The sequence below is a fragment of the Haloarcula sp. DT43 genome (assembly GCF_037078405.1).
Classification (GTDB): domain Archaea; phylum Halobacteriota; class Halobacteria; order Halobacteriales; family Haloarculaceae; genus Haloarcula; species Haloarcula brevis.
Genome location: NZ_JAYMGZ010000003.1, coordinates 172,429 through 196,296, shown reverse-complemented (window position 1 = coordinate 196,296; position 23,868 = coordinate 172,429). Strand labels below are relative to the sequence as shown.

The following is a 23,868-nucleotide window of genomic DNA, read 5'->3' as shown; positions in this document are numbered from 1 at the left end:
TGCGGCGGCTGTTCCGCCGGCTGATAGGTCCAGCCGTTTTCGATGGTCGAGAAAGGAAGCCACCGTCGATTCGTCCGAATCTGAAGTGCCCGGCTGGGGACCCGGTTAGCTACCGCGGCGGACGGTCAGCAACGCAGCAGCGACGAGCGCGAGCACTGCGACGCCGACGGTAAAACCCGGCCCGGAAGCGGCCGTGGTTGCGACGTCCGTCCGTTCGGTTGTGGTTGCCGTCTCTGTCGGTGCTACCGTCGACGGTGTCGGCGTCGACAGTGTCGCGGTCGGTCGTTCGGTCGACGCCCCGGGCGTACTCTCCGTCGGTTCGTTGGACAGGTCCGCAATCGTGTCCTCGGCTGCCCCTTCGTAGTCGGTGCCGTTCGCACCGGTGGACTCGCCGCCACCGTTCGTGGTAGCAACTGCGACGATTTGCCCGTCCGCGGCGGTGCCGAACGCCTCGCCGGTCACATCGAGGGCAGTCGCGGTGAAGTTCGTTCCCACGGAGTGGCCGCTCATGTCGGCCGTCGCGGTGAACGTCCCGTTCCGCGTGACCGTCGCCCCGGGTCGGCTGATGAACGGGTTCGCGTCGCTCTCCGATGCCAGCCGCACCGTGAGTTCCGAGCCGGGCGCGACCGACGTCGTGCCCGTGACGGGCTGGTCGGCGGCGGCCTGCGCGAGCACGACGTCGTCGGTCGTAGTGAGCGTCGCATCGCGGTCAGTGATTTCGTACGTGTCTTCCACGCTGTCGGCGGAATCGGCCAGCCCGGTCGTTCCGGTGACGGAGAAGCCAGCCGTCAGTTCGTCGGCGTCACCGTCGTGAACCGGGGTGTCACTCCGGTACTCTGCATCGGCGAGTTCGACGGCGACGAAGTACGTGTCGTTATCGGGGTCGTCGACGACGACCGTGTTAGAGGCGTTGAGCTGGAGCGGGTCCCCGTCGGCGTTCGCGCCGACGTTCGTCCGGTTGACCCAGAGGTCGAGCGCGCCACTGTCGCCGGTCGCCTGGAGGAACGCGGCCGTCGTATCGCCCGCGCCCCTGACGTCCTCTCGGTAGTCCAGCGGCCCTTCGATGCCGGACGCGGTGACACGGTGGACGACCACGTCGCCGTCGGCTATCTCGTCCGCCCGCGTGAGGTTGTGCCCGACCCTGTCGTAGATATCCCCGGAGGAGAGAGAGGCACCCAGTGGCGCGACCCAGCTCCCGATGCGGTCGGTAGAGCGGTCCCGGAGCCGGAGGGTGCCGACGCTGTCGGGACTGTCGCTGTGGCTCGTGCCGGCGGTCGCGTTCATTGGATAGCTCCCCGCGGCCAGCGTGTCGGCGGTGAGGTCGCTGCGTTCGAACGACCCGTGCTCGCTGACGCCGGAAATGTCGTCGTCTCCGGTGGCGCTGAGGACGTCACTCGCCGCGACGGTAGCGTTGCCGCTGTTCGGAACCCCCGCCAGATAGCTGTTGAACTCGACGGTGACTTCGCCGTCGCCGTCGTCGTCGTCGGTTATTTGGCCGGAGATGGCGTAGTTCGCCTCGCTCTTGTCGCCGATAGTGACGTAGCCCTCGTCCGTGTTCGAGAGGTCGAAGGTGACGCTGACCACGTCGCCGCGGTCGTCGGCGACGACGCGTTCCGCGAACTGTACCTCGCCTTCGATGCTTTCGGTGACCGAGACCTCCTCGGAGTCGGCCGTGATACCGGTCTGAGTGTCCGTGACAGTGACCGTGTACGGGGACCCGGCCGTGCTCCGGGGTCCGAAGTCGAACTCGACGGTTTCCGTGCTTTCGAGGTCCGTAGCAATCGAGTCGACCGTTTCGCCGTCGCTGTCCGACAGCGTTGCGGTGGCCGCCGTGCCACCGCGGATTGCGGTCACCTCGGCGACGATGGCGTCCTCCTCGGAGACGTTGGATTCGGTCATCTCGACGTCGAGACCGAGGTCGTTGACTTTGAATCCGGCCGTGTCAGCCCCGGACGTGATGTCGTAGTCCTGACCGGGGTCGAGGTCCGCGGTGTCGACGACGAAGACCTGGCTGTTGTCGACGTAGTCGTCCTGGAAGACGATGCCGCCGTCCGCCCGCTCGATGCGGAGGGCGGTGTCGGAGCCGGCGTCTGCGTCCTCGATAGCGACGACCACACCATGGTAGAGGTTCGTGTACGACCGGTCGCCAGAGTCGGGCGTAAACGTTCGGGAAGTCACGGCGACGTCCCGCGCCGTGAGCGAACCGCTCCCGAAGTCGGTGAGTTTGACCGTCAGGTTCTGGTTCGGAGTCACGTCTCGGCTGAGTTCGATTGCGACCCGACCGGCGGTGCCGTCCCGAGCGACGCCATCGAACAGCGAATCGGAGACTTCCTTGCCGTCGAGATAGAGTTCCAGCTCGCCGTTCCCGTCGAGGCCGTTCGTCACAGGGTCGCTCAACGCCAGTTCGACCGTGCTTGCCCCATCCCCACTGTCCGAGTACTCTCCCGCCTGCTCGACGCCGACGTTCGCAGCGGCGGCCACGCCCCCGGAGAACGCGACGGTGCCGGCGAATACGGAAACCACCACCAGCCAAGAGAGAACGAGGCTTCGGAGTTTGTCCGTACTCCCCGTCGTGTTGCTGTCAGACGAGACCGAAGCTGAAACGCGCGTTCGAAACGCTTCGAACACGCGGTCTCGCCCCATCGGTTCCTTCGAGATATCAGTGTTCCGTGCCACGTTCTTTAGGGCAACCTAAACGATATACATAGCTTGCGGATTTTAGGCTAGCCAAAAGGTATGATAGTCAATGGTCTCGTATATCTAGATGCACATTTTCGCCATCGAGTCGATGTCAGAGAACACCACGATGTCTGGAGTAACACCGTGTTAGAGGTGATCTCCGTGGCATTTACTCCGGACATTGTGGCGTCTGACGCAGAGTACAGGAGTGAATCGAGCGGTGAACACCACGATGTCCGCAGTTCTACCGTCGGCTGGAAACGGGAACCGATTACTGCGGACATGGTGGTGTCCGAACCGGACTGACCGAACCGTGCCTGTCGCGAACCCACACCACGATGTCCGCAGTTCTACGCCGTTCTCGTCCGGAACTGCGGACATCACGGTGTGTTCAGCGGTGGTTCAAATCCCAAGACAGAAAGTAGAGGGGCTAAGTTGACGGAATCGGGTCGTCGATGGACAGGGACACTCCCACCCCACTTTGTCCGCTGTTCTTCGAGAACGGCCAGGGAGGTGGGAGAGGCGGCGGCAAGATTTGCGGAGGTATCCGGTCGGCAGAGGTCCGAACTGTGCCGGTTTCCACACTAGATATCGCTGTAGCCTGTTGCACTACAGCTGTCAAACTGCATTACGGTCTAGCTCACAGGAGACTATTATAAACTTTTCTCTTGTGTATAGTTCTCTCTACCCCCTCCTCTCCTCACTCTAGTTACTGCGGACATAGTGGGGTGGGAGGGTCCCACCGATTCTTTATAAGCTCAGGAACAGCGGACACTCCGGACACTGCGGACAGGGGTGGTTTTATGTGGGCTCCATCCGATACGTCAGGTAACGACCATGGGGATGTTCGAACGCGACACCGAGATATACCTTGACCGGGACGCTCTCCGGGAGGACTATCAGCCCGAGAACCTCGTCGGGCGCGACACCGAACTGAACAGATATCGGGCGGCTCTCCAGCCTGTCATCAACGGCGAACAGCCGAACAACATCTTCCTGTACGGGAAGACTGGGGTCGGGAAGACGGCCGGCACGCGGTACCTCATCGACCACCTCGAAGAGGACGCGGCGAAGTACGAGGACATCGACCTCACGGTGAAGATGCTGAACTGCGACGGACTCTCCAGTAGCTACCAGATAGCCACTCGACTCGTCAACGAGTTCAGGGACGAAACGAGCCAGATAAGCACGACGGGCTACCCCCGCGCGACGGTGTACGACATGCTCTGGACCGAACTCGACGCCTGTGGCGGCACTATCTACATTGTTCTCGACGAGGTCGACCACATCGAGGACGACAGTATCCTCTATCAACTCCCGCGTGCGCGGGCGAACGCCAACCTGAGTTCTGCGAAAATCGGTATCATCGGTATCTCGAACGACTTCTCGTTTCGCGACGACCTCTCCCCGAAGGTCAAGAGTTCGCTCTGTGAGGAGGAAATCCAGTTCCCCGCGTACGACGCGAAGGAACTGATACAGATTCTCCAGCAGCGCGCTGACGTGGCGTTCCACGACGGCGTCCTCGAAGACGGCGTCATCGAACTGTGTGCCGCCTACGGGGCCAAAGACGCCGGCGACGCACGGCAGTCGCTCGACCTCCTGATGAAGACGGGCGACCTGGCCCGGGACAAGGACACGGACACTATCTCGGAGTCGCTGGTCCGGGAGGCGCGCGACGTTCTGGAGCGTGGCCGCATCCAGGAGGGCATCTCCGGACTCACGCAACACGGTCATCTGGTCGTCTACGCCATGGTCACGCTCGACCAGGAGGGGAAGACGCCGGCCCGGACGCGGGACATCAGGCCCCGATACACGAACTTCGCCGAGAAGGCCGGCATCGACCCGCTCGTCCCGCGTCGGATGCGTGACCACCTCGGCGAACTGTCGATGCTGGGCATCATCTCGGCCATCGAGCGAAACGAGGGCCGCCGCGGCGGAACCTACCGCGAGTACTCCCTTGAGATGGACCCCGAGATGATTCTCGCCGCGCTCGAAAAGACCGTCGACGATGTCGGCATCCACAAGTCCGTCACCAATCTCGTCGACAACGAAGCGAAGCTCTCGGACTTCCAGTCCACGTAGGAACAGCGGACACGGTGGTGTCGGGACCGACCGAACGGGGGCCGTTCTCAGGAGATAGAACAGCGGACATGGTGGTGTGGATACCGGTGGGTGGGGGCTGCAGAACTCCGGACACGATGGTGTCGACCGACGACTCGTCCCGCCGTCTCCACGCTCACTCGCTCTCTTCGGACCGAAGCGACAGGAGGCCCAGCGGACTGACGACGAAAAGACGCCCGGTAGCGACGACCGGTGAGGCAAACGCCGTTGCGTGTATCTCCCCGGTCTCCCATCGGGTCCGGTCCGAATTTAGTAGGCCGCCGGTGTCCCTGTTGAACGCGTGGACGCTTCCAGTCACGACGACGACAGCGTCGTCGGTCACGACGGGTGCGGCCGTGCCTCTGAACAGTAGCCGGGTCCGCCAGTTCGTTTCGCCGGTGACGGCGTCGAGTTCGTGACACTCGTCCGCGACGACGTAGACCGCGTCGTCGGCAACCGCCGCGGCGGCCCGACTCTGGAGTGGGCGTCGCCACCGAACCTCGCCCCCGTGAGTGATGGCGACCGTCTCCTGATACCCGGTCTGGACGACGCCGCTATCGTCGACGACGGAGGCTGCATACGCCGTCTCGACGGGAATCCGCCACCGCTCGACACCGCTCTCGGCGTCGAGTTTCACGAGCGCGTCCCGGTCGGGGACGTACACGCCTTCTTCTCTGACGGCCGGCGTGACCTGCGTCGCGGTGGAGTCGCCGAGGTTGTACTCGTCGTACGCGAGCGGCTCGAACGGTCGTCGCCAGCGCTCGTTCCCGTCCGGGCCGAGCCTGACACACACACCGTCGCACTCGTGACGTACGCGTCGCCATCTGCGACAGTCATTCCGTACGTGCGGCCGTCACCACCTCCCGATGCCCGCCGGGACTGGGTCGGAACGTAGAGCCGACCCGCGTCCGGGTCCAGAGCTGGCGCTCCGGACACCTGCGGTTCGAGCTGCTGTGACCACCGCTCGCTCCCGTCGAGGGAGACGGCGATGACCCGGTGTTCGTGGCCAGAGTAGGCGATTCCGTCGTGGACGACCGGGGGCGCGTACGGCCATCCGCCGGCGCTGAGAGTTTCGCGGGCCGTGGGTTCCGGCGTGCCACCGGCTACCCGGTTCGCGTTAGCCTGCCCGTTCCCGAACGATTCCCAGTTCCCACCGTGGAGCGGCCGTTCGTCCGGACCAGTGTCGACGGCGGTACAGCCGGCGAAACCGCTCGTCACGGCGGTTCCGACGCTCGCCAGCAACCCACGTCGCGAGAACCTTCGGTCGGTGGTGTCGTTGGGAGACCGGCGCACCGGGAACGATGACGCTGGCGGCGAGCAGTCAGGGGAGGGCACCCGATTGCTCGGGTCGATAGAAGTGTCTTGTGCCGCCCCAGTCACTCGGCACTGTCGGACAGCTGGATGACGCCGTCGGCGCGAACGGTCACCAGAAAGCGTCGGTACCGAAACGTAATCTTCCGGCTCGCCTCGCCGGTCGACGGGTCCTGTGTGCCGAACAGGAGCGTCTCGACCTCATCGACGTCGACGTAGTCCTGTAGCGGCGTCTCACGGTACGTCGACGTGTCCGCTCCCGTCCGAGCGGCGACAGTCTCTACGATGACTCCTGCGAGTTCCCGCCCACCTGCCGGGTCGTACTGGACTTCGGTCAGGACGTCGCCGGTCTCGGCGACCGACCCCTCACGACTGGCTCGCCCGCTCTCGCTGTCCTCTGTCATCTGTCTGGCTGATACCTCTACCACAGATATCAACCGACAAAATATTTGCTATGGTACTCGCGGCTGTCGCGCGGTCTCGCCCGTTCATCGCCCAAGCGAGACATAGGGGGCGTCTGAATTTCACCCACTCGAACACGAGACTATAGGTATATTGTATAGCTATACTAAATAGCTATATCAAACGCGTCAACGTCATCGCCAGGCCCCTTCAACACCGGCCACTGCTACGGTCTCTCCATCCAGTGGTCGATTGGTGTCCCGGTCCCGTGCTCGCGTCTACGCAGACTACCAGGCCGTATGGACTAGACGTTCGTCCGAACTATCACTGATAGCGACGGTTCACACGACGGCGCTTGGTCGGAGAGGCTACCGAAAAGCCCGGCGCAGCCGACGGTACAAAAACGCCGGCAGCGTACGCTGCGCTGCCCGTTCCTGACGACCTCAGTAGCCGAGATGCTCGCGGACGAGAACGACGGTGGTGCGGTCGTCTTCGAGTTCCTGCCGGAAGATGAGCTGCTTGGCAATCGCGGAGTCGACGCCGTAGGCCTCCTTGGCACGCTCGTTTTCGAGGGGGTACGCGACGCTCTCCAGTCGGTCGAGCGCGTCGTCGAGCGTCGGGACGACCTTGTTCACGCCGCTGACGATGACGACGTTACTGGCAGCGAACGGATACGCACCGATGCGGCTCCCCGAGCGGTCCGCGGCGACGAGTTCGCCGGTCTGGGAGATGCCGTTGATGCCGCCGAGGAAGTAGTCGGCCGTTTGCGATTCCCGTCGGGCGGCCTGCCGCTCTGCGTCGTCGTCGATACTCCAGATTTCGTCGGGGAGGCTCTCCCACTCGTGGTCCCCTTCGCTCAGGTACTCGTCGAAGCCTATCTCTTCGAGCGTCGTCGAGTGGCCGTTCATCACGGACGCCCCCGCGGGGATGTGCGACTGAATCTCCGCGAGCGCGTCGTCGGCCGAGTCGACGACGACGACGTCGAACCCGTTCTCCTCCAGGTTCTCGACAGTCTCTTCGATTGCCTCCTCAGAGGCTAGTTCGTCCAGCGATTCGTCGATGTCCGCGTCGTCTACGTAATCCGATTTCTGTTGCGACATATTGGCGATGAGTGTATCAGCATCTACAGAGTGGCGTAGCTAGCCCAAAAGTGCTCGCGGACACCGGTGTCAGGTAGTTACACCGGTGATACTCCGCTCCCTGGGTGTTCATGCCCACCGACGACCGACTGTAGCGGCTCGGAATCACCGACATCGCCGGCGTGTCGCCAGCCCCTGACAGCACGTCCATCCGGCATCCCCGATATCAACTACTGAGAACCGGAGGCCAGCATATATTGCCCTCCGCACGTCGTGTTACAATAGCAATAGATATGGGGCGCAAAGAGACGCCAACCGCGACCGGCATCCCCTCGAAGTCGGTGCTGTTCTGTCCGGGATGCAGTTTCAGCAGCGGTCTGCGCGGTGACGCCTGGACCGTTTCGAACACTCCGGAGGCGACTACGTATCACTGCCCGGAGTGTCACCACTCGTTTCGGGTTCCGACCCACCGGTAGCACGTTTTCACGGTCGCTGTTGTCTGACTCTCTGCACTACTGTAGCCGAGTGCATCCGACCGGGAGCGAACAGAACCGACGACAATCCCGTTGCCTCTGGTTCGGACGACCGGCCACCGGTGAGACGGTAACGTGGGGGGACTCGGTCAGTCGTCGCCCGGAACGGCGCCAGTCGACTCTTGCCCCTCGTCCTGCCAGGTGAAGAAACTCGCCAGCGCCGGCCCGGTGACGTTGTGCCAGACGCTGAACAGCGCGGGAACGAGCGCGGCCGCGGGTTCGAACAGCGTCGTTGCCAGCGCGACGGCGAGACCGCTGTTCTGGAGCCCCACCTCGAACGCGCAGGTCCGCACGCGGTCCGTCGACATTCCTGTCGCCCGCCCGACGCCGTATCCGGCACCGAGTCCGACGGCGTTGTGAGCGACGACCGCGACGAGCACGAGCAGTCCGGCCGTGAGGATGTTGTCTACGTTCGCGCCGACGACGCCGGCGACGATGGCGACGATGGCGGCGACGCTGACGACGGGGAACACGTCGGTGCCGATTTCGGCGGCCCTGGGCGAATAGCGGTCCAGCAGATACCGGAGTGTGGACCCGAGCAACACCGGCACGATGACGATTTGGACGATACTCCCGAACATCTCCGCGAAGGTCACGTCTATTTGCTGGCCGAGGGTGAACACCACCCAGGCCGGCATCACGAGCGGCGCTGCGAGCGTGGTCAGCGTCGTGATAGCGACGGACAGCGCCACGTCGCCCCGTCCGAGATACGACATCACGTTCGACGCGGTCCCGCCGGGGGCGGCACCAACGAGGATGAGACCGATACCGACCGCGTCCGGCAGGTCGAGCAGGACGTATAGCCCGTACGCGGTGGCGGGCATGACAACCCACTGCGTTACAGCGCCGATGCCGATGTCCACCGGTTGTTCGACCAGTCGACGGAAGTCCGCCGGCTGGAGCGTCAGCCCCATCCCGAGCATGATGAGCCCGAGCAGCGGGGAGACGTAGTTCAGCACGGGGACGAACGGTTCCGGCCTCACAAGGGCGACCCCCGCCAGGACGACGACCCAGACGACGAAGTACTTGCTTGCGGCCCGACTCACCGCACGTAACGTGGATATCGCGGTCACATCTCCGGGTGTCGAAGCGCGGAGAAAAAAGCTTACTTTAGCGTCCCGTCCGGCGGTTGGGCCGGACCCCTCGTTCTCGAACGCACACGAACACTACCGCAACTAACCTCACCGGTTTGTCAATTAACGCTCCGTTCAATCTCGCATTCCGACGTGGATTCGAATACAGTTGGAATTGTTGGCGGGAAAACGCACACCAACGATACCTACGCGATAGGCCCCGATTACCGTTAAAATGTAACCGTACAGTGGGCTTTTATTATTCAGTTACTGACATTCTATCGCAGCAATGCCGACAGATGCACGAACCCCGGGCGCACAGCCCGGGGTAGAGACCGCGACGAATCGCTCGCTCATCACGAAACTATCGACGCTGACGAGACCGGCCCGGAACCTGGTTTTCCACAGTTCGCTGTATCTCGCGGCCATCGCGATGGCCGAGGTCGTTCTCGTGAGCGAACTGCTGTCGCTCCCGCTCACCCCGGCCCCGCTCGTGGCGGGACTGCTGACGTTCGCGGTGTACGGGAACGACCGGCTGGCCGACCTGGAGACCGACGCGAAGACCGCTCCCGCACGGACCGCCTTCGTGCGACGTTATCAGGACGGCTTCTACGTCTTGGCGGCTCTCGCGTACGGCCTCGCCGTGGCCCTCTCCGCAGTGGGCGGCCCGCTCACGTTCGGTCTCTCGCTGTTGCCCGGCGTGGTCTGGATTCTCTACGCGCGTGACTTGCTGCCCAGCCTCTCCGGTGACACCCCGCGGCTGAAGGACGTCTTCCTCCTGAACTCCCTGCTCGTCGCCGGTGCTTGGGCGCTCGCCATCGTGTTCCTGCCGTTGGCCTTCGCCGGCGCGCCCGTCACCCCGGCGGTCGGCGTCGTCTTCCTGTTTTTCGTGCTGGCGACGTTCGTCAACACGGAAGTCCCGAACGTGCGCGACCTGGAGGGCGACAGCGAAATCGGCGTCCGGACGCTCCCGGTTGTGGTCGGCGTGCGCCGGACGAGATACGCCCTCTACGGCGTCACGGGCCTGACGGCGGCTCTGCTGGCCGGTGCGCTCGCCGCGACCGTCGTCAGTCCCGGCGTGGCGACCGTCCTCCTGGCGACCCTCCTCCTCCTTGCCGGCGTCGTTTTCTGCCTCGACCGCGTCGAAAACGACGCTGCGCTCGCGGTCGCAGCGGAGTGTACCCGCCTCCCGGCGTTCGCGGTCGCCGTCCTCCCGCTGCTCGGTCAGTAGCTCTATCAGACACATAACCATTATTTGTAAAGCCATGTCGAAACACCAGTCTCGGCCCTCCTACTGGCTCTGCCCACGACTCCGGATGTTTTCGATGGCAAATAGATTATAACGACAGCCCACGTTAGCTGTTCGACACAGTCGTGTTCTCCCTGACGCTGATGAAGATGGTGTTGGTCGCCACGATTGGGGTCGGCGTTGCCGGCGGTCTGCTCGCCTGGCGGGAACGCCCGGAACCCGGCGCGGACCCGCTCGTGTTGCTGCTCGCGGGCCAGTGCTGGTGGTCGGCGACGCTGATATTCCGTATCGACGCGGCGACGCTGAACTGGAAGGTCTTCTGGGTCGACGTCTCCTGGATGGGTGTCGCGATCATCCCGGTCGCGTGGCTGCTCTTCTCCCTCGAATACGCGGGCTACACCGAGTACACGGCCCGCAAGCACATCCTGCTCTATTCAATCGTGCCGGCGATTACGGTCTTTCTGGGACTCACGAGTCACGCCCACCAGCTACTGTACACCAGTTCGATGCTCGTTCAGGAAAACGGGGTCCAGGTACTGAACCGGACGCCGGGCGTCTGGTTCTGGGTCATCGCCGGCTACACGTACCTGCTGGGCCTGCTCGGGATACTGCCGCTGTTGAAACTCCTCACGAGCCGTGTAGACACGTTCCGTGGCCAGAGCGTCGCACTCTTACTCGGCCTGCTAGCGCCCTGGGTGACCAACGTCCTCTTCCTGATGGACACGCTCCCGTTCTCGGGTGTCGACCCGACGCCGGTTGCCTTCTCGGTCTCCGGGGTGGCGTACCTGGGCGCGCTCACGAGGTTCCAGCTGTTCGGTGCGAACCCGACCCCCATCCGCCACGCCCGCAGTTCGGTGTTCGAGCAGATGCAACAGGGGGCGCTCGTGTTAGACACCCACGACCACGTCGTCGATATGAACGGCCAGGCCGCCGCGTTCCTGCAGACTACGCCGGAGGAGGCCCTCGGTCGGTCGGTGGACCAGATAAGTCCGGACCTCGCGGCGCTCGGCACCGCAGCCCAGGCCGGCCAGACCATCCACCGCCCCTCTGGGACGACCAAATCCTACGACGTCTCCGAGACCGTCGTGAGGGACATCCACGACCGGAGTATCGGCCGAGTCATCACGTTACACGACGTCACTGACCTGCTCCGGGACCAGCAGCGCCTGGAGGTCCTCCACCGGGTGTTCCGGCACAACATCCGCACGAACGTGCAGGTCATCCTCGGCAACGCCGAACACCTAGCGACGCACAACAGCGAGTCGAAGGCCGAGACCCTGCAGGAACACGCCATCGCCATCAACGACCTCGGCGAGAAAGTCCGGTCGGTGATAGACGTCTTCGAGCAGAGCCGGAAGGAACGGGGGACGCTCAGACTCGGCTCGATTCTCACCGAATGTATCGAGTCGGCCGAGGAGTCGTATCCGGAGGTCACGTTCGAGTACACGTCCCCGGAGGTCGATTTCGCGGTCGACCACCTGTTCGACGTCGTCTGCCAGAACGTCATCCGCAACGCCGCACAGCACAACACGTCCCCCGACCCGGTCGTCTCGGTCACCGCCGAACGGGACGGCGAGTACGTCGAGGTTTCGGTTCGGGACAACGGGCCCGGCATCGACTCGAACGAACTCGCTCTCGTCGAACACGGTTCGGAAACGCCGCTGCGACACGGCAGCGGCTTCGGGCTGGCGCTGGTCGTCTGGGGAACCGACATCGCGGGCGGAGCCGTCGACATCGAGTCCAGCGGGACGGACGGCACGACCGTTTCCCTGCGGATTCCGATTCTCTCCTCGGCGTAGCTAGCGGCCGGCGGCTTCGAGGCTGCCGACTCCCCGCTGTGTTCCAGAAGCCCCACCGCACACGTCGGGTCGCGTTCCGGAGCCGACCGGCGTCTCAACGCTGACGCGGGGACTCCCGTCTATCGGCACCGAACCCAGGCCGACTCTCCGAGCCGTTGCGGTGTCCGGGCCGTGACCCCGTGTTGTAGTAAGCAGATTTTCGTACAATTCTATGACCACGCCGAGGTACAGAAACCGGCCCAGGACCTACACAGGGCGCTACGGGATTGATGGCGGGACCACTGCGCTTTTGTACGTGGGTGTAGTATTGGAACTACAAAACAATACTATGGACGACACCGAACTCACTCAGAAGCCGGCCGACCGCGACGGCCCCGAAATTGTGGTCCGGAACGGCACCGAACCAGACGCTCGGCTCACCGCGCACTCATGACACGGGTCTCGGACAAGGAGGTCGACGTGACGGACTCGGCACACCGGGAGCTGGGCGAGGGCCTGCTGGAGGAGGACATGGGGCCGAGTTCGGCCATGGCACACCTCTACCGCGGCGAGATTCACCGCATGAAGTTCTGGCGCGAACGCTTGGACCGGACGACCAACTGGGCGGTGCTGGTCATCTCCGCGATTCTCACGTGGTCGTTCTCGCGGCCGGACATCCCACACTACATCGTCCTGATAGGGACGGCGACGCTGGCAGTGTTCCTGTTCATCGAGGCGCGGCGATACCGGGGGTACGACATCTGGCGAAGCCGGGTCAGAACGCTGCAGGCGAACGTCTTCGCCTACGGGCTGGACCCGTCGGCCGGCGTGGCCGACCCGGACTGGCGCGAGTCGCTGAGCGCGGATTACCGGCGACCGACCATCAAAATCAGCACGGAGGAAGCCCTCGCACACCGGCTCCGCCGCGTGTACCTGCCGCTTTTCTCCGTGTTACTGACTGCTTGGCTCGTCCGCATTACCGTGTTCAGTCCCGACGGGTGGGTCGAAAGCGCCGCCGTCGGCATGGTCCCCGGCAGTGTCGTCATCGGCACCGTCACGGTGTTGTACGCCGCCGCAGTCGGTATCGCCGTCCGGCCCCGGACGTGGCACGCGAAAGGGGAACTCCGGTCCGAAGACCTCCGGCAGTAGGTGAGTCGCCGTCGAGACTTCGGAGCGTCCGCCGTCGTCTCGGGGCCACAAGACGGCTTCTCCCAGCGGAACGCTACCGGCTAGTATACGATGACTACTACTGTCTAAACGTAACTACCCAGAAACTACTATTAGTAGTACATACCGAACAGGCTGGCACATGATGATTCAACCTCTGGCACTCTCGTTCCGGACTGTCTCTCGGACCACGAATCGTGCCCTGGTGGGGGTGAGCCGCCGTTGACGACGCTCGCACGCAATATCAGCTCCTGGGTCATCGTCGCCGTCGTGATGACCGCCAGCGGGACCGTCGGGACGACCGTCGCGTTCCAGGACTCGGCACAGGACATACAGACGACAAACGAGGAGTTACGCGCTGAAAACGAGGAACTACGCGAACGACTGAACGAGACTCGGGAGGACCGACGGGCCGCGCGGGCCCGGGCCGAAACCCTCGACGGGCGGTTGGAAACCCGGAACGAGGACGTCGACACGCTGGTTTCGGAACTGGAGACGAAAGAGAAACTGCTCAACGCCAGCAGGGACCGACTCGCGAAGGCACGGGACGGCCAGGCGGGGATGTCACGCTCGGAAATGGAGAAGCGTCTCGACTACCTCTGTGCACAGCCGGAAAACAGGGAACGGTTCGGCTGTCAGCAGTTCGGTCCCGGTACGTGACGCCTGCCGTCAGGAACTGCCGTTCTCTCAGTAGAACAGCCGAACCTATCCATGTGTGGAGGTGAATTCTCGACATTTCTAACTAAGACACGAAGTTTGAAGCTAGAAAAGAAAATACGATACCAAACTGGGGACTACAATCTACTATCTGTCGATATTGGGGACGTTTTGGGAAATCAAATACCGCACACGGAAAATAGAAACGCACCTTCGAGCCACCCTCGACCGGACCCACTGTCGGCGTGTACGGAGCCAGATTGGCCGCGAGGCACCGACACGTGACTGCCCGTCGTAGCATAATGGTCCGTGCGAAACGGTCCGCGCTCGCCGTCTGGCCCGTCGCCTGCTGGGCGGGTCTCACGACTCTCTGTACCGTCGTGGGTTCCGACGCCTCGCTAAGAACGGGACCACTCCGGTGGGACAACAGACGGTCCCACCGCTCCGAGCTGGGGGGTGGCTGACGCATATGGGGGTCTACGACAACGTGGAGAGACGGGACAGACACCGATTCTCTCAGTTTCGGGATGCGCCAGTGTTCGTACCGCTGACTGTGTCCCTTCGCTGCTCCGGGACGATTCACGCTTCCACTTCGAAGTACTAATAGTTTTGGGTGCCGGCCACTCCCCACTCCGACTGAGGCCCGGTGCTGTTCGACATCCCACTGCCAGACCGATTTCAGCCACGGGGTTGTCGGTTCGAAACGGATGCTGCGTGGGCCTGCGCTACTCGTTCCCGACGTGGGTCGGTCCGTTCGCTTCTATCCCGTTATTTGGCCTCACTCCGGAGACGGCCGACGACCGTTCAATCATGTGGAATAATGTCTGATTGATTAGTCCGACATGAAGCACGAACTGGAAAACAGAGTACCCGGACACATCCTCCACGATACGCCGATACGAGCACTACGAGCGGAATTGACCGGGCGGTAAGACTGGGATAACACGGGTACGCATGTTATATTTGGCGTTCAGCATTCGTGAACAATATTTTAGACAGCTGGAACGAGCGTACGACAATAGCGACAGGACGGAGTACGGCGCGCGGACAACAGAGCGTGGCGGTCGACGCAGTGTGACCAGTGTGTCGCGACTGCGATAGCTTGTCATCCCTGTCGACGTGTCGAGACCGGGCGGCTGAGCTGGCGAAGAGAAACGACCCGCTGCAGACGCCGACGCTCGTCTCACGGGCGACGCGTCACGGCGAGGCAGTCCGAGCGGCCGTCTACTGAGCCTGTCCGGCGGGTGGAATCTCGGTCGAGGGGTCGTCCCCGGCGAGAATGTTGATGCCGTCCGACCGGCGGAACAGGTGAAGGTGGTCTTCGTCGAACGCGAGCGAGAGTTCCTGGTTCGTCTCGGGTTTGACCTCACCCGGAACGCGGACCCAGCACTCCTCGCCGTCGATGTCCATGTGGAGGTAGTTGTCGGAACCGACCGGTTCCCGGACGTCGAGATACGCACGGACGGTGTTCGACTCCCCGTCGTCGGCGATAGTGATGTTCTCCGGCCGGATGCCGAGGACGAACTCCTCGACCCCCTGTGCGTACTGGTCGAGCCGCTCCCGGGTCGAGTCCGAGACCTCGTAGGTGAAGCCGTTGCCGACCAGCGTCGACCCGTCACGGCGCACGTCGAACTGGTTCATCGGCGGGCTGCCGACGAAATCGCCCACGAACAGGTTCCGCGGTTCGTCGTATATCTCCTCCGGCGTCCCTATCTGCTGGAGCTCGCCGGCGTTGACGACGGCGATGCGGTCGCTCATCGTCATGGCCTCCTCCTGGTCGTGTGTGACGTAGACCGTCGTGGTGCCGAGCTTGTCCTGCAACTGCTGGAGTTCCGTCCGCATGTGGAGCCGGAGCTTGGCGTCTAGGTTACTGAGCGGCTCGTCGAACAGGAACACGGACGGTTCGCGGACGATGGCGCGCCCGGTCGCGATACGCTGTTGTTGGCCGCCCGAGAGGTTCCCCGGCCGTTTGTCGAGTTGCTCGGTCACGCCCATCATCTCGGCGGCCTCCTCGACGCGCTGCTGGATTTCCTCGTCGGGGAGGTCGGTCGTCAGCTCCAGCCCGTAGCTCATGTTCTTCCGGGCTGACATGTGGGGATACAACGCGTAGTTCTGGAACACCATCGCCACGTCCCGGTCCTGTGGCTGGACGCCGTTGACGACTCGGTCCCCGATTCGAATCGTCCCGTCCGAGATGTCCTCTAGCCCCGCAATCATCCGTAGCAGTGTCGACTTCCCCGACCCCGAGGGCCCGACAATCGTGAGGAACTCGCCGTCCGCGATTTCGAAGCTCACGTCCTCGACTGCCACGACCTCCGGGTCTCCGTCGTAGACTTTCCGCACGTTTTCGATGGTAACTGTACCCATAGTGCGGTAATTGCCAAGTGGCATAATAATAGTTGTGACTGGATATCGTCCGGACCCCGCCTCTGTTCTGCCCGCCCGTCGCCCGCTCCCGCCCGGTACTTCGCCGCCGTTCGGCTATCCTGCCGTCGATTTCCCCCTGTGACTGTCTCCGTTACACCACCTCGCCAGCGCACAGGAGTAACTAAACCTAACCGTTGGGTCGTCTCGCCCCTGCCCCGGACGAACAAACGGCAGAAACCCCCTCTAAGTATAAAATTATAAATAACGTGGATTATAGGATGAGCACATGGTTCCGAAACCGTCAGGTAGCAAATCCCGTCGAACGTTCATCAAGTCACTCGGTGTCGCCGGTACAGTCGCTCTCGCTGGCTGTGGGGGCAACGGCGGCGACGGCGGTGACGGCGGAAGCGACGGCGGGTCGACCGGTGGCAGTGGTGGCAGCGAATCCTACGAAATCACCTTCTGGGAGCTCTTCAGCGGCGGCGAAGGGCCGATAATGGAGAGCATCGTCAACCGGTTCAACGAGGAACAGCCCCTCGACACAGACGCCGAAGTCACTATCAATCGACAGCGCACACCGTGGAACGAGTACTACAACAAGCTCTTTACGGCTCTCTCGGGCGGCCAGGCCCCGGACATGGCAGTAATGCACGCCGCGTACCTGCGTGCCTGGGCCGGCGGCGTCGACGCCATCGGCCAGTACGCCGACACCGGCTCCATGCAGAGCGACTACACCGAGAGCCACTGGGACCTCGTCACCGTGGACGGCAACGTGAACGCCCTCCCGATGGACATGCACCCCATCGGCGTCTACTACAACAAGGACCTGTTCGAGCAGGCCGGACTGGACCCGGAGAGCCCGCCGACGAACTGGTCCGAGTTCGAGGCGGCCGGCAACGCAGTCGCACAGAACACCGACGCGGCCGCGTTCACCCAGTCGCCGTACAACGACGGCTTCGGGTCGTTCCGAACCTGGAGCACCTGGGTCAAACAGCAGGGCGGCAGCCTCTACGACGAGGAGTGGAACCCGACCTTCGACAACGAGGCTGGGATGAACATCGCACAGCTCTTCTCCGACATGACCGGTGACATGGGCTGGGCTCCCGCCACGAGCGAGGACACGTGGGGGAACAACGCGTTCCAGAACGGGTCCTGCGCGATGGCGATGAACGGGACGTGGTACGTCGCGGCCCTCTCTGGCGTCGAGGACCTCAACTGGGGCTTCTTCGAGCCGACGGTGGGCCCGAACAAGCAACAGGACAGGGTGTGGGCCGACGGCCACTCGCTCGTCCTCCCGAAGAAGGACGGCCGGAGCGACGCGAAGTCGGAAATCGCAGCACAGGTCGGTCACTGGATGACCACGCAGAACCCCTCGTGGGGTGCCGAAGCCGGTCACCTCCCGGCCGCGAACAGCATCTACGAGTCCGACGCGTTCCAGAACAGCCCGTACTACGACAAGACGCTCGACAAGTACGTCGAGATGGCCGAGGACGGCGACTACTTCTACCACCCGAAGGTCCCGAACGGCGACCCGAACGCCCAGAACTGGTACACCTGGCTCGTCGACATCTGGGCGCACAACGCCGAGCCCCAGGCGGGGGTCCAGTCCGGCATCGAGACGGTCTCCAGCGGCATCTCTGAGTAAGCATGGGCATAACAGAACGTATTTCGGGAGGTGAGACAGCCACGAACCAGAAGACGGTCATGGGTCTCCGGAAGGAGACGATAGAGGGTATCCTCTGGTCGATTCCGTACCTCGCCGTGTTCACGGTGTTCCTCGTCTGGCCCGCGGTGAAGGGGCTCTACATGAGCCTCCACACCTACCCGAACAAGTTCGACCTCACGGAGACCGAGTGGGTCGGTCTCCAGAACTACGTTGAACTGTTCCAGGACCCGGTGTTCTACAACGCCATGGAGGGGACGCTTCTGTTCGTCGCCGTCTCGGTCCCGGCGCTCGTGATTCTCGGGCTCGTGATGGCCCTGGGCGTGAACCGGGACGTCACCGGCAAGCGGACGCTCCGCGCTATCTACTTCAGTCCCTACGTCCTGACCGTCGCGGTCGTGGCGCTGGTCTGGGGTCAGGTGTACTCCCAGAGCTACGGGCTCATCAACTACTACCTCGGCCTAGTCATGGAGAACCCGCCGGGGTGGCTCACGTCGCCGGACCTCGTGATGGCGTCGCTCGCGTTCATGACTGTGTGGTGGCTCGTGGGCTTCAACTTCGTCATCTTCCTCGCCGCCCGCCAGAGCATCCCGGAACGGCTCTACGAGGCCGCTCGCCTCGACGGCGCGACCGGCTGGCGTGCGTTCAAGGACATCACGCTCCCGCAGATGCGGAACTCGGTCGTGTTCGTCGTGATGGTCCAGTTCATCCTCCAGTTCCAGGTGTTCGCCCAGCCCTACATCATGACCCAGGGCGGTCCGAGCAACTCCTCGGACACGCTGGTCTACTACCTCTACCGGAGCGCCTTCTCCCAGCAGCAGTTCGGGTACGGCGCGGCGATGGGGTACGTGCTGGTCGCCATCCTTATACTGATAGCCGTCGTCAACTTCAAGGTAATCGGTGATTCCAATGCCTGAATCGACGCAATCACGCTCGGTGAGCGCCTATCTGAGCGGGGACGCCGTTCGGAGCGCCCTGTTGCACGTGTTCCTCTACGGGCTCGCGTTCCTCATGGCGGTCCCGTACCTGTACACCATCTCGCGGTCGTTCCAGCCCAACGAACTGCTGCGGGACCCGCGGCCCTACTGGATACCGCCGCTCGTCGGCGAACCCATCACGCTCGAACACTACCAGTACCTGCTGGACAACACGCTGGTGGTCCAGTGGACCATCAACACGTTCATCATCGCCGGCGGGGCGACCATCCTCATCGTGGCTATCGACTCGATGATAGCCTTCTCGCTCACCCGCCTGGACTGGCCCGGACAGGGAGCCGTCATGGGCATCATCCTGGCGAGCTTCATGGTCCCGTACTACATGAACATCGTGCCCCTGTACCAGATTGTCTCGAACCTCGGGCTCATCAACTCCTACTGGGGCGTCATCATGCCGGCGGCCGCCAGCCCGCTCGGGGTGTTCCTCCTCTATCAGTTCTTCAGAGATATTCCAGTGGAGTACGAGGAGGCAGCTAGACTGGACGGCTTCTCGACGTTCCAGGTGTACACGCGCATCATCCTGCCGCTCGCGAAGCCCATCCTCTCGGCGCTCGCGCTGTTCATGTTCGTCTACAACTGGAACGCGTTCCTGTGGCCCTTGCTCGTGCTGTCGAGTGAGACGGCCTACACGCTGCCCATCGGGCTCGTGAACCTCTACCAGGGGAACATCGACACGCCCGGCCTCCACATGGCCGTGGCCATCCTCGGCTCGCTGCCCCTGTTCGTCATCTATCTCATCTTCCAGGGACAGATTGTGCGCGCAGTGCAGATGCAGGGTGCGACCGGATGACGATGAGTGACGGCGACTCCGCGGACGCCACCGTCGGCGTCCACCGCGCGCTCGCGACGGCGGCCCGACAGGTGTATCGCCACCCGCTGCCGATGGTGGCTATCAGCGTGGGCTGGGTCCTCGCGTCCCTCCCGCTGGTCACCGTCGGGCCGGCGACGCTCGGCGCGTACCGCGCGGTCCGGTCCGTCCGCGAGGACGGCCGGGTCGACCGCGCCGCGGTCAGGGAGACGCTCGCGGCCCACTGGCTCGATGCGGTGCTGTTCAGCGGGCTGCTGGTTGTGTTCCCGGTCATCGCCGTCCTCTATCTCGGTCAGTACGCGGCCACGGGTGCGCCGCTGTCGGGCGTCCTCGGCGCGGTCGGCTTCTACCTGGCGTATCACGCCTGGGTCGTCTTCGCCCTGGCGTTCGTCTCGCTCGCGGAGGGCGCGGACGCGGTCGACGCCGTCACGAGCGGGTACCGGTGGTCGGTGGAGAACCCGGTCGCGACCGTGCTCGTCGGCATCGTCACCGGAACGCTGCTGGTGGCAAGCGCCGTTCTGACGATTGCGCTCCCGCTCGTGTTCCCCGCGCTGGCGGCCGCGTTCCACACGGAACTCGTGGTTGCGACGCGGGGCGAGGCGGACGGCGAGGAGACGGAGGCGACCGTCTCACAGGAGCCGTCCGTCGTCGGTGAGGACCGGAGAAACGACTTCTCGACGACGTTCGGACGGTAGTCAGCCGTCCAGATTCAGCGACTCGACGCCGTAGCGAATCTCACACAGCTCCGAGTTGAGATCGGTCGAGGTCAACTGGAGCAGTTCGTCGCCGTGACGCGAGGGCAGCAGCGGCGTGGTCCAACCGACGAACGTCCGGCCGCCGAGTTCGCTCTCCGTCTCGAAGGACAGCGGGGCCTCGACCGGCTCCCAGTCGCCGCTCCCGTCGAGGTTCGAGGTCGCCAGCACGACCTCGCCGTTGCCCTCAGCGAGTTCGCGGTCCCCGTCGACGAGCTGTTTCCCGGAGACGAGTATCGTCCCGTCCTTGCCGCCCGCGCGGGTCCACGTGACGTAGGGGCCGTTGATGAACCGCCGACCGTCGGCCGTCGAGACGAGCGTCCCCACGTCGGTCGGGTCGCCCCAGTCGCGCCCGTCGGGCGAGGTTTTGACGTGGACCTCGCCGTAGAGGTAGTCCGGTCCGACGACCTCGTAGCTCATCATGTAGGTGCCGTTGGGAAGGGGAGTGACCGTGGGCATCCCCGGTCGCGTCGTCTCGTTCGGGACGGCCGCCACGAACTGCTCGTCGCCCCACGTCTGGCCGCCGTCCTCGGAGGCCTTGTACGCGACCAGCTGATTGTAGTCGTCGTCGGTCCCCATCCGCTCGTCGGCGAAGTAACAGACGAGGTTCCCGTCGTCGTCCAAGCCGAGTTCCGGCTCCCAGACGGGGCTGTTCCCGTCATAGGGAACGGCCTTGCCGCCGGTGATGACGGTGCTCACGTACTCCCAGGACTCCCCGCTGTCGGTGCTCGCGTAGAGGTCGATGCTCGTCTCGCCGAGTTCGCCGATTTGGCCCTCCGGGACGTCCTCGGGGTCGTCGAGAATCGGGATGGAGTTTCCGGCGGCCAGGACGGTCCCGGCGGGCCACGGGCCGACAGCGCGCGGGAGTTCGAACAGGGTCGGCTGGTAGCGAAGTCCCCACTCTTTCCCGCTCGTGTCGTGAATCTCGGAGAACTTCGACCAGGATTCTCCCCCGTCCGTGCTCCGGTAGACGGGGAAGTACGGCTCGGACCCGCCGCTCATCGACGGGTAGAACTCGAAGGTGGCGAGCAGTTCCTTCTCGCCGCCTTTCCCCGACCCGTGTTTCAGGCGTGTGACGCGGGGATACAGCGACCCGGGTGCGGGCGAGCCTGTCGGAGGCGAGTACAGCGTCCCCTCTACGTCAGTCTGTTCGTCCTTGCGCCCGCGGCCCGCGAGGACCCCGGCGGACCCGACTGCACCGACCCCGACGGCACCGACTGCGGCGAGGTACTTCCGGCGGCTATGCTGGCTAGTGGAATCGCGTTCGCTCATGACGCAGTCACGTGTTCACACGCCACGATAATAACTATACTCCCGCTGTCAGCTTGAAAGAGAAAGGCTGCGACCCTATTACTCCGAGAGCGTCAGTCCGACGACAGAAGCCGGCGGGGCATCGAACGTAATCGTGCCCTCGCCCTCGTCGTCGACGGCCAGGTCCGAACCCGCGAAGGATTCGGCGTTGTCCTTCGTCGAGTACTCACGGATGTCCTTCCCGTCGAACAGCACGGTGGCCGACTCCACGGACGCGTCCGACCCGACGTCGACGGTGATGGCTTCGGCCTCGTCGTGGCGACGGTTCGACGCCGTGACGAACAGTTCGCCGTCGCCCTTCGAGGCGGACGCCGAGACCATCGGCACGTCGTGGTCCTCCTCCTCGAAGGACTCCACGTCGGTGTCGATGCTCGTCTCCAGCGCGGTCTGGCCCACGTGGTTCTCGTAGAGTTCGAACACGCGGAACGTCGGCGTCCGCCACGCGGCCTCCTCGTCGGTCTGGACGAGACACTGCAGGACGTTGACGGTCTGGGCGATGTTCGCCATCGAGACGACGTCCGCGCGGTCGTGGATGAGGTCGAGGACACCGGCCGTCGCAACCGCGTCCCGGACGGTGTTTTCCTGTTCGAGGCCGTTGTCGTTGGTCGCTTCCGGATGCCACGCGCCCCACTCGTCGACGATGATGCCGACCTCGTCTTTCGGGACGAAGTCCGAGATAGTCTCTGCGGCCCGGTCGATGTCGCCCGCGATTTTCTCGGCGCGGGCGAACATCTTGTAGTACTGGTCGTCGGAGAAGTCCACGTCGCCGCCGGCTTGGTAGTAGCGGTGGACCGAAAAGTGGTCGAGCAGATTGAACGGCGACCCCATCCCGAGGAACGTCCCGGGGCCGAACTCCATGCCGCCGTTGAGGTTCTCGAAGAAGACCCGGTTCCAGTCGTCGGTGAGGTGGCCACAGGCGATGAACTCCGTCGAGTCGGCGTTCATCAGATTGTCGAAACCGTTGAAGTAGTTCGCGAAGCGGCGGTACTCGTCGGCGTACTCGTCCGGGGCGAACCGGCCGCCACAGCCCCAGTTCTCGTTGCCGATGCCCCAGTACTTCACTCCGTAGGGCTCGTCCTGGCCGTTCTCGCGGCGTCGCTCCGCCAGTTCCGTGTCGCCGTCGTAATTGCAGTACTCTATCCAGTCCAGCGCCTCCTGGGGGGTGGAGGACCCGACGTTGACCGCGATGTACGGGTCCGTTTCGAGGAGCTGACACAGGCGGAGGAACTCGTCTGTGCCGAACTGGTTCGACTCCTCGGGGACGTTGTCTCGGCCCTGTGTCCACCACAGGTTCCGGCGGCGGGGGCGTTCGTCGCGGGGACCGACGCCGTCCTCCCAGTGGTAGTCGTCCGCAAAACAGCCACCGGGCCACCGCAGGACGGGCATTTCGAGGTCCCGGAGCAGTTCGACCGTGTCCATCCGGATGCCGTCTGCCGTCTCGACCCGGTCGTCGTCGCCGACCCAGATGCCGCCGTAGATACATCGGCCGAGGTGCTCGGCGAAATGGCCGTAGACGTTCTCGGATATCCGGTCGATAGTCTCGCCGCCGCTGACGCTAACTTCGCTCGACATACGTTTTGGAATCCACTCCGGGTCGTATAACTATTGTGCCTCGCCAGCACGTCACCGCCGACTCGGAGCCGCCGCGCCAGAGAATAGGCCCTCGACACCGGGTTCGGCAGTCTCCGCCCCGGTGGTAATTAAAACGGTACAAAATCTTACTAATACAAAATACTTCCATAAGACAAATATATCTGGCACTCTTCCGAACTCCGTAACGTTCCGTCTCCAGTCTGTCCCCGGGCCGTCGAAATCCGAACTTGTGGTGGTCCGCGCGCTCTCAGTAACAACGGGACGTTACCCACCTCCTTGGAACATCTCTGTAAGTGCGATATCGTGTAGGCGTCCCGAAACTGGTGAAGACGCCGTCAATGGTCTGGCCCA

At 63.6% G+C, this 23,868-nt stretch carries 17 protein-coding genes; 9 read left to right on the top strand and 8 right to left on the bottom strand.

Annotated features, from left to right (window positions below; genetic code table 11):
- Positions 1-105: 105 nt before the first annotated feature.
- Positions 106-2,628, bottom strand: coding sequence for a DUF7827 domain-containing protein (locus VI123_RS12785; RefSeq protein WP_336338812.1), 2,523 nt, complete (start codon positions 2,626-2,628; stop codon positions 106-108).
- Positions 2,629-3,516: 888 nt separating this feature from the next.
- Between VI123_RS12785 and VI123_RS12780 the strand changes: the two genes are divergently transcribed.
- Positions 3,517-4,761 (top strand): Cdc6/Cdc18 family protein, encoded by a 1,245-nt coding sequence (locus VI123_RS12780; RefSeq protein WP_336338448.1) that lies wholly within the window; start codon positions 3,517-3,519, stop codon positions 4,759-4,761.
- Positions 4,762-4,915: 154 nt separating this feature from the next.
- On the opposite strand, the gene VI123_RS12775 is transcribed toward VI123_RS12780, so the two are convergent.
- From VI123_RS12775 to VI123_RS12760, 4 genes are all read right to left on the bottom strand, one after another.
- Positions 4,916-5,572, bottom strand: a complete 657-nt coding sequence (locus tag VI123_RS12775) for an outer membrane protein assembly factor BamB family protein (protein WP_336338447.1) — start codon at positions 5,570-5,572, stop codon at positions 4,916-4,918.
- 583 nt (positions 5,573-6,155) lie between these two features.
- Positions 6,156-6,494 carry a HalOD1 output domain-containing protein gene (locus VI123_RS12770; RefSeq protein WP_336338446.1) on the bottom strand — a complete coding sequence of 113 codons (339 nt, stop codon included), beginning with the start codon at positions 6,492-6,494 and terminating at the stop codon, positions 6,156-6,158.
- A 441-nt stretch (positions 6,495-6,935) separates the two neighbouring features.
- Positions 6,936-7,592 (bottom strand): lactate utilization protein, encoded by a 657-nt coding sequence (locus tag VI123_RS12765; RefSeq protein WP_336338445.1) that lies wholly within the window; start codon positions 7,590-7,592, stop codon positions 6,936-6,938.
- Between the two features lie 601 nt (positions 7,593-8,193).
- Positions 8,194-9,150: a bile acid:sodium symporter family protein gene (locus VI123_RS12760; protein WP_336338811.1), complete on the bottom strand. Its 957-nt coding sequence runs from the start codon at positions 9,148-9,150 to the stop codon at positions 8,194-8,196.
- A gap of 316 nt (positions 9,151-9,466) precedes the next feature.
- On the opposite strand from VI123_RS12760, the gene VI123_RS12755 reads away from it, so the two are divergent.
- The 4 genes from VI123_RS12755 to VI123_RS12740 all read left to right on the top strand — a co-directional run bounded on the left by VI123_RS12755 (position 9,467) and on the right by VI123_RS12740 (position 14,031).
- Positions 9,467-10,408: a UbiA family prenyltransferase gene (locus tag VI123_RS12755; RefSeq protein WP_336338444.1), complete on the top strand. Its 942-nt coding sequence runs from the start codon at positions 9,467-9,469 to the stop codon at positions 10,406-10,408.
- 143 nt (positions 10,409-10,551) lie between these two features.
- On the top strand, positions 10,552-12,225 hold the full coding sequence (locus VI123_RS12750; RefSeq protein WP_336338443.1) for a histidine kinase N-terminal 7TM domain-containing protein: 1,674 nt from the start codon (positions 10,552-10,554) through the stop codon (positions 12,223-12,225).
- Positions 12,226-12,654: 429 nt separating this feature from the next.
- Positions 12,655-13,353 carry a DUF2270 domain-containing protein gene (locus VI123_RS12745; RefSeq protein ID WP_336338442.1) on the top strand — a complete coding sequence of 233 codons (699 nt, stop codon included), beginning with the start codon at positions 12,655-12,657 and terminating at the stop codon, positions 13,351-13,353.
- A 291-nt stretch (positions 13,354-13,644) separates the two neighbouring features.
- Complete coding sequence (locus VI123_RS12740; RefSeq protein ID WP_336338810.1) at positions 13,645-14,031, top strand: coiled-coil domain-containing protein; 387 nt, start codon at positions 13,645-13,647, stop codon at positions 14,029-14,031.
- Between the two features lie 1,221 nt (positions 14,032-15,252).
- On the opposite strand, the gene VI123_RS12735 is transcribed toward VI123_RS12740, so the two are convergent.
- Positions 15,253-16,395 (bottom strand): ABC transporter ATP-binding protein, encoded by a 1,143-nt coding sequence (locus VI123_RS12735; RefSeq protein ID WP_336338441.1) that lies wholly within the window; start codon positions 16,393-16,395, stop codon positions 15,253-15,255.
- 286 nt (positions 16,396-16,681) lie between these two features.
- Between VI123_RS12735 and VI123_RS12730 the strand changes: the two genes are divergently transcribed.
- The 4 genes from VI123_RS12730 to VI123_RS12715 are packed head-to-tail and all read left to right on the top strand — an operon-like array spanning position 16,682 to position 20,556.
- Positions 16,682-18,040 carry an ABC transporter substrate-binding protein gene (locus VI123_RS12730; protein WP_336338440.1) on the top strand — a complete coding sequence of 453 codons (1,359 nt, stop codon included), beginning with the start codon at positions 16,682-16,684 and terminating at the stop codon, positions 18,038-18,040.
- A gap of 59 nt (positions 18,041-18,099) precedes the next feature.
- A complete protein-coding gene (locus VI123_RS12725; protein WP_407067006.1) occupies positions 18,100-18,975 on the top strand; it encodes a carbohydrate ABC transporter permease in 876 nt (291 codons plus the stop codon).
- Positions 18,968-19,843, top strand: coding sequence for a carbohydrate ABC transporter permease (locus tag VI123_RS12720; RefSeq protein ID WP_336338438.1), 876 nt, complete (start codon positions 18,968-18,970; stop codon positions 19,841-19,843). The genes VI123_RS12725 and VI123_RS12720 overlap by 8 nt, the downstream gene beginning before the upstream one ends.
- A 2-nt stretch (positions 19,844-19,845) precedes the next feature.
- The gene (locus VI123_RS12715) at positions 19,846-20,556 is read left to right on the top strand and encodes a hypothetical protein (protein ID WP_336338437.1); all 711 of its coding nucleotides are present in this window, start codon (positions 19,846-19,848) and stop codon (positions 20,554-20,556) included.
- Here VI123_RS12715 and VI123_RS12710 read toward each other — a convergent pair whose 3' ends face one another.
- The gene (locus VI123_RS12710; protein ID WP_336338436.1) at positions 20,557-21,885 is read right to left on the bottom strand and encodes an exo-alpha-sialidase; all 1,329 of its coding nucleotides are present in this window, start codon (positions 21,883-21,885) and stop codon (positions 20,557-20,559) included. It abuts the gene before it with no gap.
- A 78-nt stretch (positions 21,886-21,963) separates the two neighbouring features.
- Entirely contained in the window at positions 21,964-23,496 is a 1,533-nt protein-coding gene (locus VI123_RS12705; protein ID WP_336338435.1) for an alpha-N-arabinofuranosidase, read from the bottom strand.
- Positions 23,497-23,868: the final 372 nt, after the last annotated feature.

Excerpts from the sequence above, each read along its gene's own strand:
- VI123_RS12780 (WP_336338448.1), top strand. The coding sequence starts at position 3,517 with ATGGGGATGTTCGAACGCGACACCGAGATATACCTTGACCGGGACGCT.
- VI123_RS12770 (WP_336338446.1), bottom strand. The coding sequence starts at position 6,494 with ATGACAGAGGACAGCGAGAGCGGGCGAGCCAGTCGTGAGGGGTCGGTC.
- VI123_RS12765 (WP_336338445.1), bottom strand. The coding sequence starts at position 7,592 with ATGTCGCAACAGAAATCGGATTACGTAGACGACGCGGACATCGACGAA.
- VI123_RS12755 (WP_336338444.1), top strand. The coding sequence starts at position 9,467 with ATGCCGACAGATGCACGAACCCCGGGCGCACAGCCCGGGGTAGAGACC.
- VI123_RS12745 (WP_336338442.1), top strand. The coding sequence starts at position 12,655 with ATGACACGGGTCTCGGACAAGGAGGTCGACGTGACGGACTCGGCACAC.
- VI123_RS12740 (WP_336338810.1), top strand. The coding sequence starts at position 13,645 with ATGACCGCCAGCGGGACCGTCGGGACGACCGTCGCGTTCCAGGACTCG.
- VI123_RS12735 (WP_336338441.1), bottom strand. The coding sequence starts at position 16,395 with ATGGGTACAGTTACCATCGAAAACGTGCGGAAAGTCTACGACGGAGAC.
- VI123_RS12730 (WP_336338440.1), top strand. The coding sequence starts at position 16,682 with ATGGTTCCGAAACCGTCAGGTAGCAAATCCCGTCGAACGTTCATCAAG.
- VI123_RS12725 (WP_407067006.1), top strand. The coding sequence starts at position 18,100 with ATGGGTCTCCGGAAGGAGACGATAGAGGGTATCCTCTGGTCGATTCCG.
- VI123_RS12720 (WP_336338438.1), top strand. The coding sequence starts at position 18,968 with ATGCCTGAATCGACGCAATCACGCTCGGTGAGCGCCTATCTGAGCGGG.
- VI123_RS12715 (WP_336338437.1), top strand. The coding sequence starts at position 19,846 with ATGAGTGACGGCGACTCCGCGGACGCCACCGTCGGCGTCCACCGCGCG.
- VI123_RS12710 (WP_336338436.1), bottom strand. The coding sequence starts at position 21,885 with ATGAGCGAACGCGATTCCACTAGCCAGCATAGCCGCCGGAAGTACCTC.
- VI123_RS12705 (WP_336338435.1), bottom strand. The coding sequence starts at position 23,496 with ATGTCGAGCGAAGTTAGCGTCAGCGGCGGCGAGACTATCGACCGGATA.